This window comes from Bradyrhizobium sp., assembly GCF_027451485.1.
Classification (GTDB): Bacteria; Pseudomonadota; Alphaproteobacteria; order Rhizobiales; family Xanthobacteraceae; genus Bradyrhizobium.
Genome location: NZ_DAIDJE010000117.1, coordinates 17,419 through 32,113, shown reverse-complemented (window position 1 = coordinate 32,113; position 14,695 = coordinate 17,419). Strand labels below are relative to the sequence as shown.

Here is a 14,695-nt window from a genome sequence, read left to right as displayed (position 1 = left end):
CTCTACACACTCGAGCCGGCGATCGCGACCGATGAAGTTCTCGCCGGACGATACGAGCGGTACCTGAAAGGCTAGCTGGAGCAGGGAGGGAGCTTTAACTCCAACCGCGACGAGCGTGCGCTTCTTCTCCCCGCCTGCGGGATGAAGGCTGGCGTGAGGTTGGACCGGAGCGCGCGGAGATTTCCCGCACCCCGCAGCGCATCCAACGATGCATTGCAGCCCCACCTCTCCCTGCGGGCGGGGAGTGAGGCGAACCTCACTGCATCGTGCTTGGTGGTCCGATGGCCGCGCCCGATAATCAGCCCGCCGCCCGGCGCGGCATTACGCTCGGCGCCTCGTCGCGTTCCGGCGTCGGGATCGGCATGAGGATGGTCTGCCTTGGCGAGGCGATCTCGATGCCGCATTCCTGGAAGCGGCGCTTCATGCGACGATTAAATTCGCGCTGCACCGGCCAGCGTCCGCTGTCGGAGCAGCGGATCTGGCCCACGATCGTCGCCATGGAGCCATCGATCTTGTCGACGCCCCAGAGTTCAAGATCGCCGCGGATCAACATCCGATATTCCGGCTCCTTGCGCATGTCCGCGACGATGTCCTTCAGAATCTGGCTGACGCGGTCGGTATCTTCCTTGTAGGCCACGCTGACGTTGACGGCGGCATTGCCGGCGCCGCGGCTCGCATTGGTGATGGTCGTCACCGCGCTGAAGGGGACGATGTGCACCGATCCGTCGCCGGCGCGCAGGCGGATGGTACGGATCGATACGTTCTCGACGTTGCCCGTCAGGCCGGCCACACTGACATCGTCGCCGACCTGGACACCATTTTCGAGGAGCAGAAAAAGCCCGGTGATCAGGTCCTGCACCAGCTTCTGCGAACCGAAGCCGATGGCAATGCCGACAATGCCGGCACCGGCGAGCAGCGGCGCGACATTGACGCCGATCTCGCTGAGCGCCGTAAGGCCGACCACGGTCACGATCAGGCAGAGCAGCGCGGTGCGAAGCATCGGCTGGAACGTGCGCAGCCGTGCGGCACGCGCGTAGTGGCCCTCGCGCGACAGCGCATTGATCTGGCGATCCAACAGTGCGTTGCTGATCTCCCAGATCGCCGCGGCCACCACCGCGGCGATGGCAACGGTGGTCAGCGCGGACAGCAGCCGCCCGCCAATCTGGCCCCCATAGAACCAGACCACGGCATCCACGCCCCAGACCTCGAGCACGGCAACGAAGCCGATGAAGGTGATGATGCTCGCGACGATCCTGCGCAAAACGGGCAGATATCGGTTGGCGCGGGTTTCCAGTCCGGGAAAGCGTTGCAGGACCTCGGGAGGTACCGAGAATCCGCGGTCGATGAGGCCGAGCGCCACGATGGTAGCGAGGCGCGCGATCACCATCACGGCGAGGGTGCCGACGAAATATTGCAGCAGCAGCGAATAGCCGTTGTGGATCCTCAGCGCCCAGACCGCCCAGAGCGCAATATCAAGCGTGATAGCGAGATAGTGCCACATGGCGGCGAGGCGGTTGCGCGCCCTGGCGGCGATACCTTCCCGGCCGAAAGGCGCCCGAATGAGTTCGGCCACCTGCGCGCGGCATTGCAGGATGATGACGACGATGAAGAGATGAACGACCAGCATCACCAGACGCAACAGCGCGGCATAGCCGCCGTGGCTCAAGCCGAGCAAGAGCGCCACGTTGGCCAAGGCGATGCCGGATACAGCGACGCCGGCGATGCGCCGCGCCCATATTTCAGTATAGGCCGCGGTTTCCGCCCGGACGCGGAAGAGCCCGAATGGCCCGGCCAGCGCGCGCACGGCGCAGATCAAGCCGCGCGACAATGCATAAGCATTGACCACAGCAAGGATCACAAGCCGCGCCGTCCGTATGTCGCCGATCCCGGTGCCGAGCAGCAGCGTCGCAATGCCGATGAAGACCAGCACGGGAAGCAGCTCGAGCAGAAGCCGTCCCACCACGAAGGGCAGTCTGATCATGGACTGCCAGGCGCGCGCCAGGTTGACACGGCGCCGCTGCGGCGCCGTCTCCGCCATCACGTCAGCTGAAGTGGATGGCGGCATGGCGATGGCAAGTGCCTGCGCCGGCATGCGCGCGGCCTGCGGAATCCGGCGCTCCAGCAGCGCAACCGGCCGCCTGATCAGGCGAAAGACCAGCCATTCGGCGATGAATGCGCAGAAAAAAACCAGCGCGAGCTTCCAGGCGATGTCGATCATCTGATTGTAGGCTTGTGGATCGTTCGCCGTTTCGATGAACCACCAGTAGAAAGCCCTGAAATGCGTCAGCGAGCGCGCGATGTCTGCGACCTGGCTTGAGATCTCGCCGACCTGATCGGAAACCGTAGCAAGAAGTTGTGCGCCGAGGCTGTCTTCGCTGAGCGGAATCGGGGATGGCTTTTCCCCCGCGGCTTGCGCCTGCGGTGATGCGTTCGCGATCGCCCGAAGCGTCTCGATCATCTGCGCGCGTTTTTTGTCGTCCTGAAGTGTCTCAAGCGCCTGCTTTGCCTGTTCCGGCGTCAGTGCGTCCGCTTTGCTCGCGATGGATGGCGGAGTACCGGTCTGGGCGAAGGCGGGCGTTGCGAGAAGTGCAAAGGCGAACAAGATCGCGGCAACGAGCTTTTGCGGCACGAAGACCTCTTTCGAATCTTAAGGGCACCCCCGGACAGGAGTTGCCATTGCGTCACGTCGGAGACACCGTTCTCCGCCACCATGTGTCGGAAGTGTGCCGACGTGACGGCTTTCTTTTGGAATTTGACGCATTTCCAATGCGGGTAACCGATTCGCATCAAGAAAACGCATCAATTAAATCAAGACGGGATCGGCTTGCGTCCGGGTACACCCTGATGCCGGCCGCGATGCGTCAGGCCATTGCGTTCAGGAGAAAAGAGCCTAGACGCATTCTCCCACCATCTCCGGCTGCCGCGCCAGCGCTACTGCCGGCGACATCAGGATCACCAGTGCCTGCGCGGCGAAGATAGCCGCGGCGAGATACAGGCACGCTTCCGCGCCATAGAGCCCGCCGATGATGGCGCCAAGTGCGGAGCCGAGCGGGCGCGCGCCATAGCTTAGGATGTTGATCGCCGACACGCGCCCGAGCAGGCTCGGCGGCGTTACCGATTGCCGCAACGTGGTGGTGCTGATGACCCAGAGGATCGGACCAACGCCGAGCAGGAAGAAGCTCAAGCCCGCCAGCGGCGCGGCTGGAATGAAGGTCGTCAGCGCCATGATGGCGGAGGCGGCGAATCCCGTGACCGGGCCGAGGCCGATCACCGTGCCAAACGAGATGCGCTGCATCACCCGCGTCGCCAGCAGCGCACCAATCACCATGCCGACACCGTACATGGCAAGCGCAATGCCAACGCCGGCGGCCGACAGCGCCAGATGATGGATCGCGTAGGGCACGAAGATCGCGAGAAGCAGGAACGAACCGGTGTTGAAAATGAACTGGGTTATGAATACCGGTCGCAGCAGCGAATGCTGCATGACGAAGGCGGCGCCTTCCCTGACCTCGTGCAGCGGATGCCGCCGGGGCGCGGCCGCGCGGGGCGGCTCATAAAGGCCGGCAAGCAGGAAGACCGCGATCACGGACAAGGCGGCCGCAACAGCGAAAGCAGGCGCCGCGCCGAGCCAGCCGACGAGTACGCCGCCGAGTGCAGGTCCGCTGGCGAAGGCGACGGTACGGGCAAGTTCGATTCGGGCGTTCGCCGCGGGCAGGGCTTGCGGTGGTACCAGGGAAGGAACAAGGGCCGGTGCCGCGACGCTATAGACGACGGTGCCGCAGACCGCGATGAAACCGAGGACGGCAAGCAGCGGCAGCGTGAGCCAATGGAGTGAGATCAGCAGCAGAATCGTGAGCAGGGCGGCGGCGCGCAGGGATTCGGCGCCAGCCATCAGGCGGCGCCGCGAGATGCGGTCGGCGAGCAGGCCAGCGGGAATTGCGATCAGTACGAATGGCAGCGTGAGCGCGGTCTGCAACAGGCCGGTTTCGCCCTCGCCGACGCCGAGCATGAGCACGGCGACGATCGGCGCCGCGGACAGCGCGATCTGTTCAGCCGATTGCGCACCGAGATTTGACCAGGCGAGCCGGTTGAAGGTCGCAGGAAGCGGACCATTGCTTGCAGCGGACATGGCAGGTTCCTCAATTTCACCTGCAGCCAGTGTGGAGTTCGCACCCGGTTCAACCCACCCGCTTCCCGACAGGCGGAACTCAAGCTATCTAGATGCAGTTGCAAATTAGTTGCAATAAGAATAGAATTTTTGTATGGTGATGGACCCGCAGGCCCCCAAGTCGCGCGCGGAATCCCCGATAAAATCCGCCTCCGCCGCGGTTTTCGGGACAGCTTGGCGCGTGGGTCGTGGCCCGCCCTCGATGATGGAGGTTTACGCCTCGGTTCAAACGGCCCCACGCGGACCGTTCTGGCGCAAGCTGCTGGCGTTCCTTGGCCCGGGCTATCTCGTCGCGGTGGGGTACATGGACCCCGGCAACTGGGCCACGTCGCTCGCGGGCGGCTCCAAGTTCGGCTACGCGCTGCTGTCGGTGGCGCTTCTCTCCAACGCGATGGCGATCATTCTTCAGTCGCTTTGCACACGGCTCGGGGTGGGCGCCGGCCGCGATCTCGCGCAGGCCTGCCGCGATTCATTCCCACGCTGGGTGTCGCTGCCGCTATGGCTGTCGGCGGAGCTTGCGATCACGGCGACGGACCTTGCAGAAGTCATCGGAACCGCGATCGGCCTCAATCTGCTGTTTCAGATCCCGCTCTCGGTCGGCGTCATCCTCACCGCGATGGACGTATTCCTGATCCTGGCGCTGCAAGCCTTCGGCTTTCGCTGGATCGAAGCATTTGTCGTCGCCCTGCTGGGGGTGATTGCCGCCTGCTTTGCGATCCAGATCGCGTTCGCTCATCCGGACTGGGGTGCGGTGCTCCGGGGCTTCGTGCCGACCTCGGGCCTTTTTACCAATAGCGAGATGCTCTATCTCGCGCTCGGCATTCTTGGCGCGACCGTGATGCCGCATAATCTCTATCTGCATTCCGGCCTGGTGCAGACCCGCGCGATCGGCGAGAGCCGACAGGAGAAGCACGAGGCCATTCGTCTTGCCACCATCGACTCGTCGATCGCGCTGTGTCTGGCTTTGACGATCAATGCCTCGATCCTGATCCTGGCAGCGGCGACATTTCACCGGACAGGGCAGACAAACGTCGCCGAACTCGATCAGGCCCATGCCTTTCTTGCGCCGCTGCTCGGGTCGACGCTCGCACCGACGCTGTTTGCGGTCGCGCTGCTCTGTTGCGGATTGAATTCGACCATCACGGCGACCTTGTCAGGACAGATTGTGATGGAGGGCTTTCTGAACTGGCGCATCGCGCCGTGGCTGCGGCGGCTGTTGACGCGGATGATCGCGATCGTGCCGGCGGTCGTCGTAACATTGTTGGCGGGTGAAAAAGCGACCGGCCGGCTGCTTATCCTGAGCCAGGTGGTGCTCAGCCTGCAACTGCCGCTCGCCGTGGTGCCGCTGGTGATGTTTACCTCAAGCCGACGCAAGATGGGTCCGTTTGTCGCCCCGCTCTGGCTGAGCGCGCTTGCGGTGGCAACGGCGGCCGTCATCATCATACTGAACGCCAAACTGGCCTGGGATTTTTTGGGCTTTTGAGCGCCGAGGCCGGTTCGTATCCTGCCGGTCCATCGATTTCAGCAAAGCCGGAGGTCTGCCGTGAACAGCACCGTGCTCCTGATCGCGGCGCGCCTTTAATCCTGCGGCTCGGTCAACGTCTCGCCTGAGGGGTCGACACGCATCCACCCCGAAGGTGCAAGCCGCTGCTGCGGCAGGAAGCGGCTCTTGTAGTCCATCTTCGTCGAGCCCTCGATCCAGTAGCCGAGATAGACGTAAGGCAGTCCCTGCCGCCGGGCGCGGTTGATGTGGTCGAGGATCATGAAAGTGCCGAGCGAACGACTCTCTTCGGATGGCTCGAAGAAGGAATAGACCATCGACAACCCGTCGGAGAGGACGTCGGTCAGCGCGACCGCGAGCAGCTCTTGATCGCGCCCCCCTTCGGCGGCGCCGCTATTGCGGCGGCGGTATTCGATGATGCGGGTTTCGACGTGGCTGTCTTCCACCATCATGGCGTAGTCCAGCACCGTCATGTCGGCCATCCCGCCATGGCGATGGCGCTGGTCGAGATAGGCGCGGAAGATCGAATATTGCTCGGAGGTCGGCACCGCGTTGCGCTGTTCGCCGACAATGTCGGCGTTCCGGGTCATGATCTTGCGGAAACCGCGCGAGAGGCGGAATTCGTTGGCGACGACGCGCACGGAAACGCAGGCCCGGCACTGGTCGCACGCCGGCCGGTAGGCGATCGACTGGCTGCGGCGGAAGCCGCCATGGGTCAACAGGTCATTGAGATCGCCGGCTTTGTCGCCGACCAGATGGGTGAACACCTTGCGCTCGTGCCGGCCCGGCAGATACGGGCAGGGAGAGGGCGCCGTCAGGTAGAATTGCGGGGTATCACGCGAATGCTGGGTCACGGGATTTCCTAACGCGAAGCCTGCACAGCATCGCGCCGCCAAGCTTAACGGTCAATTGGTTTGCAAACCGTTTGCCGGCCAGACCGGTTTCCCGATTTTTCGGTTTGCCGATCAAAATGTCTGCAACGGCTGGCCCGGGTGGAGCGGGTTTGACATTCGATAACCGCCAAGCCGCGGGGCTGACTAGCGAATGTCAAATCGAAGGCTCTCCTGAAACTGAAATTTGCTTGGCTGCCTTTGATTTTGACGTTCGCTAACGCGCCGGCTGAGAAGGGAAGCGAACGCCGGAATCGGATCTCCAGGGGCTGCGAGCCGCGCTGTTGATGATCACGGTTCCCAGCACGAAATCGTGCAGCAGGCGGCGCCGGCTGTTGAAAAGCCCGACCAGGACCACGAGCGGCGACAGGAACGACACGGAAACCCAGAAGAGCACGGCGTGCATGGCGCCCAACACGAAATAGCCGGGCGCGCCATACCAGGTACGCAGTTCCAGATCCATCACGCGCATGCCAAGGGTTGCCGAGCGCGGGCCGCCCAGCGAGGCGCCGTAATAAACGATGGCCCACAGGACCGATGCCGGCCATGCCAGCCAGAACAGCATCCAGCCAAGCCCGAGCGTCAGCAGCCCGAACACCGCAATGAAGATGTAGCCGAGGACGACAGGTACCGACAGCACCACGAGGTCGATCAGGAACGCGAACACCCGCCGCGTCAGAACGCCGCGAAACAGTTCCGGCTCAATATCCGGATCGAACGCGTGGGGTGGAACGCCGCCATCGTTACGCCAGGCGCCGCCCGCATTGGGTGCGCCGCCTGCATCATAACCGCTATACGACATGATCCTGTCCTCAGGTCCCCCGCACGGGGACGCTCAACCACATGGGAACGGGCAGGACGGTTGCAAGGCCGCCGCTACATGAGCACGCAGAAATATTCCCGCATTCTGCGCAAAAAAATCCGGCGAAGCTGCTTTCCGTGTCGGCACCGACGCGTCATTCTGACGCCATGAGAGACAGGCGATGGGCATGAATGCGGAATTTCGTTGTCGTTGTGGTGAAGTGCGCGGCATCGTCACTGATGCATCGCCGCGCACGGCCAATCGCGTGGTCTGCTATTGCGCCGACTGCCAGGCGTTTGCGCATCGGCTCGGCCGCGCCGACCTGCTCGATGCCCATGGCGGCTCCGATATCGTCCAGGTGGCGCCCGCCGCGCTCAGCTTCGTGCAGGGACAGGACCGTATCGTGGGGTTACGGCTGACACCAAAGGGCCTTTACCGGTGGTATGCGAGCTGCTGCAATACGCCTGTCGGCAATACGCTGACGCCGGCGGTTCCTTTCGTTGGGGTCATCGCCACGGCCTTCGATCAGGGCGCCCAACGCGCCGACGGCGTGTTTGGCCGGCCTGCGGGCGCCATCCAGGGCAAGCATGCCGTAGGCCAAGCGCCGCCGGGCTCGACTGGGATCAAGCTTTCGCTGCTCGTGAGCGCAGTGGTCAAGATTTTGGGCTGGCGCGTGCGCGGCAAAGCCTGGCCGCATCCGTTTTTCACGCGTGATCGCGATACGCCGGTGTATCCGGTCAACGTGCTTTCGCACGAGGAGCGCGAGGGCTTGCGCGCGTATTGCGGTCCGCACCCAACGGCGCACGGTTAGCTCGACGTTTTCAGCCGCTCCGCCGTCTCGCGCGGTTTGGACGTGAAGGTTGCCCGACGCCCGCCAGCGGCTTCGCCGCCTCGGTGAGTAGCCAGCTTCGAAAGGCCTTGATGGCGGGATCGCGCAGGCGATCCTGCGCGATCAGGAGCTGGTAATCGTCGGCGCGCAATTCGGGCGCGGCAAGCGGACAGAGCAGACGGCCTGCCGCGATATCGGCTTCAACCAACGGCAGGGATCCGAGCGCGACGCCGAGACCATCGACCGCGGCCTGCATCTGGAGATAGACGTGGTCGAATTCGAGGACGCGCGCCGGTTTAAGGTCCGGCACACCGGCGGCTGCGAACCACTGCTGCCATGCCGCGCGTGTCGTGCTCGAATGCAAAACGACATGGCGTTGCAGGTCGTGGGCGGTCTCGACCGGCCGGTCGCGCAAGATCATCGGGCTGCAAACGGGAAGGCGCCGGTCCGGCATCAGCCTCTCGCATTGAATGCCCGAACCATGCTCGGAGCCGGTGCGGATGCCGATGTCGAAGGCGGTGCCGACATAGCGAAGCTTGCGCGAGGTCGTGGAAATCTTGACCTCGACGCCTGAATGAGCCTCCTGGAATTTGCCAAGCCGCGGCAGCAGCCAGCGTAGCGCAATGCTCGGCAGCACGTTGACCCTCACCACGCCGGATAGGCGGCGCCCAGAGGCGGGCCCTCTGAGCCGGCCCGTGGCCGACGTCAGGCGTGAAAGGGCCGAGCTGACGTCGGCCAAAAGGTCGGCGCCCTGGTCCGTCAGCACCACGCCGCGCGTGCGGCGTTCAAACAGCGGCACGCCGAGCCAGTCTTCCAAAATCCTGATCTGCTTGCCGATTGCCCAATGAGTGACATGCAGATCGCGCGCGGCCTCCACGAAGCTGCCGCGGCGGGCCGCGGCCTCAAAGGCCCGGATCGCATTCAGCGGCGGCAATTCGGCATCTGCGGCCATGGGTGACTTTTTCTCTCTGCTTGCGAGAAATTAGCTCAGTTGAAGAGGTATCGCCAGCGGACTATGACTTCGCTGAAGGCAAGCCTTCAGCATCAGCTCATGTGTGATGGATGAGAAGAATTCTCTCGGTCCCCGACGGATTCGATGAGCGTCCAGAGGAGCGCCAGCTACCATGACGACGGTCTTCGATGAACAGCGTGACCGGGACGCCTCGTCCGCAGGTCGGGCGCGGACGTTGTGGACAGCCTGCGCGGCGCATGCGCTGCATGATGGCTACACCGATCTGATTTACCTGTTGCTGCCGGTCTGGCAGGCCGAGTTTGCGATCGGTTACGGCGCGCTTGCATTCCTGCGCGCGCTTGCGGCGGCCTCGATGGCCGGACTGCAGGTGCCGATGGCGCGCGTGGCCGAGCATATCGGCGGCCGCGCCACGCTTGCGCTCGGCACGGCGCTTGCCGCCGTCGGATACGTCGTTGCGGGCACTTCGGCCGGGCTCATCGGGCTTTGCGCCGCGCTGGTCGTGGTCGGATGCGGCCTGAGCACCCAGCATCCGATCGCCTCAGCGGCCGTGTCGCGTGCCTATCAGGGCGATGCACGCGGGCCGCTCGGCACCTACAACTTCGCCGGCGATATCGGCAAGGCCGCGATACCGAGCGGTGCATCGCTGCTGCTCGCCTGGATGTCCTGGCACCACATGCTGTGGGCGCTCGCGGTGCCCGGCGTGATCGTCGCGGCGGCGGTTGCGCTTTTCCTGCCGGCAAACCTGCGGCCGGTGCATCAGAGTGCCAAATCCGAACACCCCGCTCCTGGAGCCCGCGGCGGATTTGCGCTGCTGCTCGCCATAGGCATCCTCGACTCCAGCGTCCGCATGGGATTTTTGACCTTCCTGCCGTTCCTGTTGAAGGAGCAGGGCGCATCGTTGTCGGTGATCGGCCAGGCACTGGCGCTGGTGTTCCTCGGCGGCGCGGCGGGAAAATTTGCCTGCGGCTGGCTGGGAGCGCGGTTTGGCGTGCTTGCAACGGTGCTGTTGACCGAGGCGGGTACGGCGGCCGTCATCCTGGCCGTTCTCGTTCTGCCGTTGTTGCCGACGCTTATCCTGCTGCCCGTTCTCGGCGTCATGCTCAACGGCACGTCTTCCGTGCTGTACGGCACTGTGCCGGAACTGGCTCCGGCGGGCCGCACCGAGCAGGCGTTCGCGATCTTCTATACCGGCACGATCGGTGCGGGCGCGACAGCGCCGATCCTCTTCGGCGTCCTCGGCGATCACATCGGGTCGCATGGTGCGATGCTCGCGACCGCCATCACCGCGGCCCTCATCCTGCCGCTCGCGATCGCGCTGGCGCCGCGGCTGCCGGAAACGGCGGGCTAACCCTTCTTCAGCCGTTCCGCCGCCTGCGGCGCGAAGTAGGTCAGAATTCCGTCGGCGCCGGCGCGCTTGAAGCCGATCAGGCTCTCCATGATGGTCCGCTCGCCGTCGAGCCAGCCGTTGTTGATGGCTGCCATCAGCATCGCGTATTCGCCGGACACCTGATAGACGAAGGTGGGCATGCTGAAGGTATCCTTGACCCGCCGCAAAATATCGAGATAGGGCATGCCCGGCTTGACCATCACCATGTCCGCGCCTTCGGCGATGTCGAGTTCGACCTCGCGCAGCGCTTCGTCGGAATTACCGCAGTCCATCTGATAGGTGCGTTTGTCGCCGGTCAGCGTTTTCGCCGAACCGACCGCGTCGCGAAACGGACCGTAGAAAGCGGAGGCGTACTTGGCGGCATAGGACATGATCTGCACGTCGAGAAAACCGGCCGCGTCCAGACCTTCGCGGATGGCACCGACCCGGCCGTCCATCATGTCGGACGGGGCGATGATGTCGCATCCGGCTTCCGCCTGCACCAATGCCTGCCGCACAAGGACAGCGACTGTAGCGTCGTTGAGGATTCTGCCGTCTTCCAGCAGCCCATCATGGCCGTGGCTTGTGTAGGGATCGAGCGCGACATCGCAGAGCACGCCGAGATCGGGAAATTCTTTCTTGATTGCCCGCACTGACTGGCAGACCAGATTATCGGCGTTGACCGCCTCGGAGCCTTGATCGTCGCGCAAGCTCGGGTCGGTGTAGGGAAAGAGCGCAATGCAGGGAATGTCGAGCTTCATCGCGCGTTCGGCCTCGCGCACCGCCTGATCGACGGAAAGCCGCTCCACGCCGGGCATTGAGGCGACCGGGACGCGCTTGTTATGACCGTCCGAGACGAACAGCGGCCAGATCAGGTCATTGGTGGTCAGGACATTCTCCCGCACCATGCGGCGCGCCCATTCCGCCTTGCGATTGCGGCGTGGCCGGATCACAAGATCGAGGGCCGGTGCGGAGAGGGCGGCGTCGCGGCGCGGCGTGTCGCGCATTTCGATCGGACGCCCGAATTTGATCGCCATTTGCTGTTCTTTCTTTCGGATGGCTGGATGGGGCGAATATAGCACTCCATCGCGGCCTCGCCAGCTATGGCCGTCGCAAGTCCGATTGATTTTATCGGCCTGAGACGCCATGACTGGCTTTAACCTGCCTGATTTGCCAGCTCACGAATTGAAGATGTCGGATACGCCCACGCGCGATTCCTCCCGAGACCACGCGATATCGATCGATGCGATATCGTCGCAACGCAGCGAGTCCGGCGATAACGTCTGGACGCGGCGGCTGGTGCTGTACCTGCGCATCATGGCTGTGGTTTCCGTCGCCGCGGGCCTTTATCACTGGGCGCAGGTCACCGGTTTCGTCGGCGGCGAAGATGATTCGTTTGAAAACCAGTCGCTCGCCTGGCAGGCCTCGACGGTCTATTTCGCCGTCATCGAACTCGTCGCGGCCGTGGGGCTTTGGCTCGCAACCCCTTGGGGCGCGGTTGTCTGGCTGATTACGGTCGTCTCGATGACGGTGATCGAATTGATGTTTCCGGCGATCTATGGCGGCAGCCTTACGATCGTCGCCGCCGAAGCCCTGATGCTGACAGCCTATCTCGTGCTCGCGTGGATGGCTGCGCGCGAGCGGCCACCGTAATTTGGAAGTCTGGGTAACCTTTCGGTCAGCTTCACCCGCCGGCCACATCTGTTACGCAGGCGTTTCCAGATTGGGCCCGGCTGTTTCCATATGTGACAGGGGGGCAGACGAAGCGTGAACGGGTGGCACCAAGCGTCAATGAAAGGTTGCGAAAAGGCCTTGTATTGCAGGCTTAATCCACGATTCACTGTCTTAAATTCATGATCTCTTTATTGTCTTATTTAAGCTGATGTTCAAACGCCTCCCTTAAGTTTGCACCTATCAGGCGGGACAAAAGTTTCGTCGAATAAGTCGCAAAGACGACAACAGGGGAAGTGTCATGATGAAAGCCGCAGCAACCGCGGTGGAGACCGCTGAGCGCGCGCCGGGGCAGCAGACCCAGGTTCAGCCGCTCTATCTGGAAGCTCTGACTCTGGTGGAGCGGCTGCATCGCCGCCTGCTCGACGTCATCAAGGATGAATTCGATCGCCGCGGCCGCGCCGATATCAATTCGGTCCAGGCGCTGTTGCTCTATAACATCGGCGACAAGGAACTGACCGCCGGTGAGTTGCGCACCCGCGGCTATTATCTCGGCTCCAACGTTTCATACAATCTGAAGAAGCTGGTTGAGCTCGGTTTCCTCGATCATCAGCGCTCGCGCGTCGATCGCCGCTCGGTTCGCATTCGCCTGACGCCGCAGGGCCAGGAGATCCGCAAGATCGTCGATGCGCTCTATCAGAAGCACGTCAAGACCGTGGAACAGGTGGGCGGCATCTCGAACGAGGAGTTTGCGACGCTCAACAAGTCGCTGCACCGTCTCGAGCGGTTCTGGACCGATCAGATCCTCTATCGGCTGTAAGCGTTCTGCTTGCGGCCAAGCCGGCGGTCTGAAAAGACCGGCAGCCGCAGCGATCTGGACGACAAACTTCCCCATCAGCGCACCGGTTCGGATTTCCCGAAGCCGGTGCGTTTTGTCTTTCGATGCAGGTTCCGGCTTGTCCTTGCCTTTCAAGGCCCCCTGAATTGGAACTTTCGCGGTTCGCCCGGCTTATCGCTGCGGATCGGAGGACGATCATGCTCGTCGAGCGTGGATTACGGGTCATGAATGCCGGGGTGGTCAGCGACGCTTATGCGATCGCCGCCGACTATCTGTATCGCAGCGGCGCCATCGCCGACAGCTTTGCGACCAACGAACAATTGCTGTCGATCATCGTCCAACTGTTCGAGCGCGGCGAATTCAACAGGATCAGGCTCGCCAACAAGGCAATTGCGAAATTCGAAGCGCTGGAAAGCGAAAACCTCTGACGGAGCGAACCCGATCCGTGCCTGCGCCTACGATCCAAGCTTCATCACAACGCGAGGAATCCATGGAAGCCGCCATCGACCGTATCATGATGACGTATGATCTCTTGTTGAATCGCACGGCGGCCGCGAGCGCCGAGGCCCGGGAAAAGGTCACCCGATATGTCACAACCCTGTTCGAGGCAGGCGAAACCGACGTGCACCGGCTCACCGTGTGCGGTCTGACCTATTTGCGCCAACTCGACGGTTCAATCGATCCGGTGAAGGAAGGCTATACGGGGCTGTAGGATCGGATTAGGCGGCACCGCCAATTCATTGATCCCGCGAGACCTTTGCAGGTGAGCCGGGGGTGAAATCTCACCCGCGGCTCTTTGCCTTTTTGCCGAAATCTCTGGTAAAGCTCTGGGCGACGGAGTGGCTTTGACATTCGCTCGCCGCCTCCCGCTGCTTCTGAAAGCGAATGTCAAATCCAAAAACTCCGTTACAAACCTGTATTATCCAGTGGTTTTTTGGTTCCAACATTTGCAACAGTGCCTGCTGAGTAGGGGATGCGAATGTTGGAATTGGGCCAATAGCGCCCCACAGGGGCACCCCGGGGAACGCATGCCCATCCTTCATCATCTCAACGACTCCCGTTCGCAGCGGATCCTGTGGCTGCTGGAGGAACTGGGTACGCCGTACGAGTTGAAGTTTTACCAGCGCGATGCCAAGACGCGCCTGGCGCCTCCCGAGTTGACGGCGATCCATCCGCTCGGGAAATCGCCCGTCATCACGGATGGCGCTCTCAAAATCGCCGAATCCGGCGCTATCGTCGACTACCTCGTTCGCACCTACGGTCAGGGGCGGATGATGCCGAGACCCGGAACGGCTGACTACGAGGCCTACAATGAATGGCTGCATTATGCCGAAGGCTCAGCCATGCTGCCTTTGATGCTCAACCTTTATGTATCGCGGTTGAAGGAAGCGGGCAGTCCGCTGCATCCGCGCATCGACAGCGAGATTGCCAATCATCTCGGCTATGTCGATTCCGCACTGAAGGGCAGGGAGTTCTTCGTAGGCCAATCCCTGACCGGCGCCGACATCCAGATGAGTTTTGTGGGCGAGATCGCCGACGTCTATCAGCGGCTTGGACCGTTTCCGAATTTGAAGAGCTGGCTTTCGCGCATGCATGCGCGGCCTGCCTTTCAGCGCTCGATCGAAAAGGGCGGTGCCTACCGTTTCGCCAGGTAGAG

14 protein-coding genes are annotated in these 14,695 nt (G+C 62.8%); 8 read left to right on the top strand and 6 right to left on the bottom strand.

Annotated features, from left to right (window positions below; genetic code table 11):
* Positions 1 to 298 precede the first annotated feature (298 nt).
* The gene (locus NEZ08_RS15460) at positions 299 to 2,629 is read right to left on the bottom strand and encodes a mechanosensitive ion channel domain-containing protein (RefSeq protein ID WP_298108443.1); all 2,331 of its coding nucleotides are present in this window, start codon (positions 2,627 to 2,629) and stop codon (positions 299 to 301) included.
* A 261-nt stretch (positions 2,630 to 2,890) separates the two neighbouring features.
* The gene (locus NEZ08_RS15455; protein ID WP_298108441.1) at positions 2,891 to 4,129 is read right to left on the bottom strand and encodes an MFS transporter; all 1,239 of its coding nucleotides are present in this window, start codon (positions 4,127 to 4,129) and stop codon (positions 2,891 to 2,893) included.
* Between the two features lie 241 nt (positions 4,130 to 4,370).
* On the opposite strand from NEZ08_RS15455, the gene NEZ08_RS15450 reads away from it, so the two are divergent.
* A complete protein-coding gene (locus NEZ08_RS15450) occupies positions 4,371 to 5,651 on the top strand; it encodes an Nramp family divalent metal transporter (protein ID WP_298108439.1) in 1,281 nt (426 codons plus the stop codon).
* 95 nt (positions 5,652 to 5,746) lie between these two features.
* Here the strand turns inward: NEZ08_RS15450 and NEZ08_RS15445 are convergent, their stop codons facing one another.
* The gene (locus tag NEZ08_RS15445; RefSeq protein WP_298108437.1) at positions 5,747 to 6,523 is read right to left on the bottom strand and encodes an arginyltransferase; all 777 of its coding nucleotides are present in this window, start codon (positions 6,521 to 6,523) and stop codon (positions 5,747 to 5,749) included.
* A 253-nt stretch (positions 6,524 to 6,776) separates the two neighbouring features.
* Positions 6,777 to 7,361 (bottom strand): RDD family protein, encoded by a 585-nt coding sequence (locus NEZ08_RS15440; protein WP_298108434.1) that lies wholly within the window; start codon positions 7,359 to 7,361, stop codon positions 6,777 to 6,779.
* Positions 7,362 to 7,548: 187 nt separating this feature from the next.
* Here NEZ08_RS15440 and NEZ08_RS15435 point away from each other — a divergent pair, with 187 nt between their 5' ends.
* The gene (locus tag NEZ08_RS15435; RefSeq protein WP_298108430.1) at positions 7,549 to 8,172 is read left to right on the top strand and encodes a DUF6151 family protein; all 624 of its coding nucleotides are present in this window, start codon (positions 7,549 to 7,551) and stop codon (positions 8,170 to 8,172) included.
* 10 nt (positions 8,173 to 8,182) lie between these two features.
* On the opposite strand, the gene gcvA is transcribed toward NEZ08_RS15435, so the two are convergent.
* Positions 8,183 to 9,142 (bottom strand): transcriptional regulator GcvA, encoded by a 960-nt coding sequence (gene gcvA / locus NEZ08_RS15430; protein WP_298108427.1) that lies wholly within the window; start codon positions 9,140 to 9,142, stop codon positions 8,183 to 8,185.
* A 172-nt stretch (positions 9,143 to 9,314) separates the two neighbouring features.
* On the opposite strand from gcvA, the gene NEZ08_RS15425 reads away from it, so the two are divergent.
* Positions 9,315 to 10,511 carry an MFS transporter gene (locus NEZ08_RS15425; RefSeq protein ID WP_298108423.1) on the top strand — a complete coding sequence of 399 codons (1,197 nt, stop codon included), beginning with the start codon at positions 9,315 to 9,317 and terminating at the stop codon, positions 10,509 to 10,511.
* Here the strand turns inward: NEZ08_RS15425 and hemB are convergent.
* A complete protein-coding gene (hemB, locus tag NEZ08_RS15420; RefSeq protein ID WP_298108420.1) occupies positions 10,508 to 11,566 on the bottom strand; it encodes a porphobilinogen synthase in 1,059 nt (352 codons plus the stop codon). The two genes, NEZ08_RS15425 and hemB, sit on opposite strands and share 4 nt — an antisense overlap.
* Before the next feature lie 154 nt (positions 11,567 to 11,720).
* Here hemB and NEZ08_RS15415 point away from each other — a divergent pair, with 154 nt between their 5' ends.
* The 5 genes from NEZ08_RS15415 to NEZ08_RS15395 all read left to right on the top strand — a co-directional run bounded on the left by NEZ08_RS15415 (position 11,721) and on the right by NEZ08_RS15395 (position 14,693).
* On the top strand, positions 11,721 to 12,182 hold the full coding sequence (locus tag NEZ08_RS15415) for a DUF6163 family protein (RefSeq protein ID WP_298108415.1): 462 nt from the start codon (positions 11,721 to 11,723) through the stop codon (positions 12,180 to 12,182).
* 319 nt (positions 12,183 to 12,501) lie between these two features.
* Positions 12,502 to 13,020 carry a MarR family winged helix-turn-helix transcriptional regulator gene (locus tag NEZ08_RS15410; protein WP_298108412.1) on the top strand — a complete coding sequence of 173 codons (519 nt, stop codon included), beginning with the start codon at positions 12,502 to 12,504 and terminating at the stop codon, positions 13,018 to 13,020.
* 215 nt (positions 13,021 to 13,235) lie between these two features.
* Positions 13,236 to 13,466 (top strand): hypothetical protein, encoded by a 231-nt coding sequence (locus NEZ08_RS15405; RefSeq protein ID WP_298108409.1) that lies wholly within the window; start codon positions 13,236 to 13,238, stop codon positions 13,464 to 13,466.
* Positions 13,467 to 13,528: 62 nt separating this feature from the next.
* A complete protein-coding gene (locus NEZ08_RS15400) occupies positions 13,529 to 13,750 on the top strand; it encodes a hypothetical protein (RefSeq protein ID WP_298108406.1) in 222 nt (73 codons plus the stop codon).
* 316 nt (positions 13,751 to 14,066) lie between these two features.
* Entirely contained in the window at positions 14,067 to 14,693 is a 627-nt protein-coding gene (locus tag NEZ08_RS15395; protein WP_298108403.1) for a glutathione S-transferase, read from the top strand.
* The last annotated feature ends 2 nt before the right edge of the window (positions 14,694 to 14,695 follow it).

What these genes read in the sequence shown, in the direction of transcription:
- NEZ08_RS15425 (WP_298108423.1), top strand. Translation starts at nt 9,315, where the DNA reads ATGACGACGGTCTTCGATGAACAGCGTGACCGGGACGCCTCGTCCGCA.
- NEZ08_RS15440 (WP_298108434.1), bottom strand. Translation starts at nt 7,361, where the DNA reads ATGTCGTATAGCGGTTATGATGCAGGCGGCGCACCCAATGCGGGCGGC.
- NEZ08_RS15395 (WP_298108403.1), top strand. Translation starts at nt 14,067, where the DNA reads ATGCCCATCCTTCATCATCTCAACGACTCCCGTTCGCAGCGGATCCTG.
- gcvA (WP_298108427.1), bottom strand. Translation starts at nt 9,142, where the DNA reads ATGGCCGCAGATGCCGAATTGCCGCCGCTGAATGCGATCCGGGCCTTT.
- NEZ08_RS15415 (WP_298108415.1), top strand. Translation starts at nt 11,721, where the DNA reads ATGTCGGATACGCCCACGCGCGATTCCTCCCGAGACCACGCGATATCG.
- NEZ08_RS15455 (WP_298108441.1), bottom strand. Translation starts at nt 4,129, where the DNA reads ATGTCCGCTGCAAGCAATGGTCCGCTTCCTGCGACCTTCAACCGGCTC.
- hemB (WP_298108420.1), bottom strand. Translation starts at nt 11,566, where the DNA reads ATGGCGATCAAATTCGGGCGTCCGATCGAAATGCGCGACACGCCGCGC.
- NEZ08_RS15400 (WP_298108406.1), top strand. Translation starts at nt 13,529, where the DNA reads ATGGAAGCCGCCATCGACCGTATCATGATGACGTATGATCTCTTGTTG.
- NEZ08_RS15450 (WP_298108439.1), top strand. Translation starts at nt 4,371, where the DNA reads ATGATGGAGGTTTACGCCTCGGTTCAAACGGCCCCACGCGGACCGTTC.
- NEZ08_RS15405 (WP_298108409.1), top strand. Translation starts at nt 13,236, where the DNA reads ATGCTCGTCGAGCGTGGATTACGGGTCATGAATGCCGGGGTGGTCAGC.
- NEZ08_RS15435 (WP_298108430.1), top strand. Translation starts at nt 7,549, where the DNA reads ATGAATGCGGAATTTCGTTGTCGTTGTGGTGAAGTGCGCGGCATCGTC.
- NEZ08_RS15410 (WP_298108412.1), top strand. Translation starts at nt 12,502, where the DNA reads ATGATGAAAGCCGCAGCAACCGCGGTGGAGACCGCTGAGCGCGCGCCG.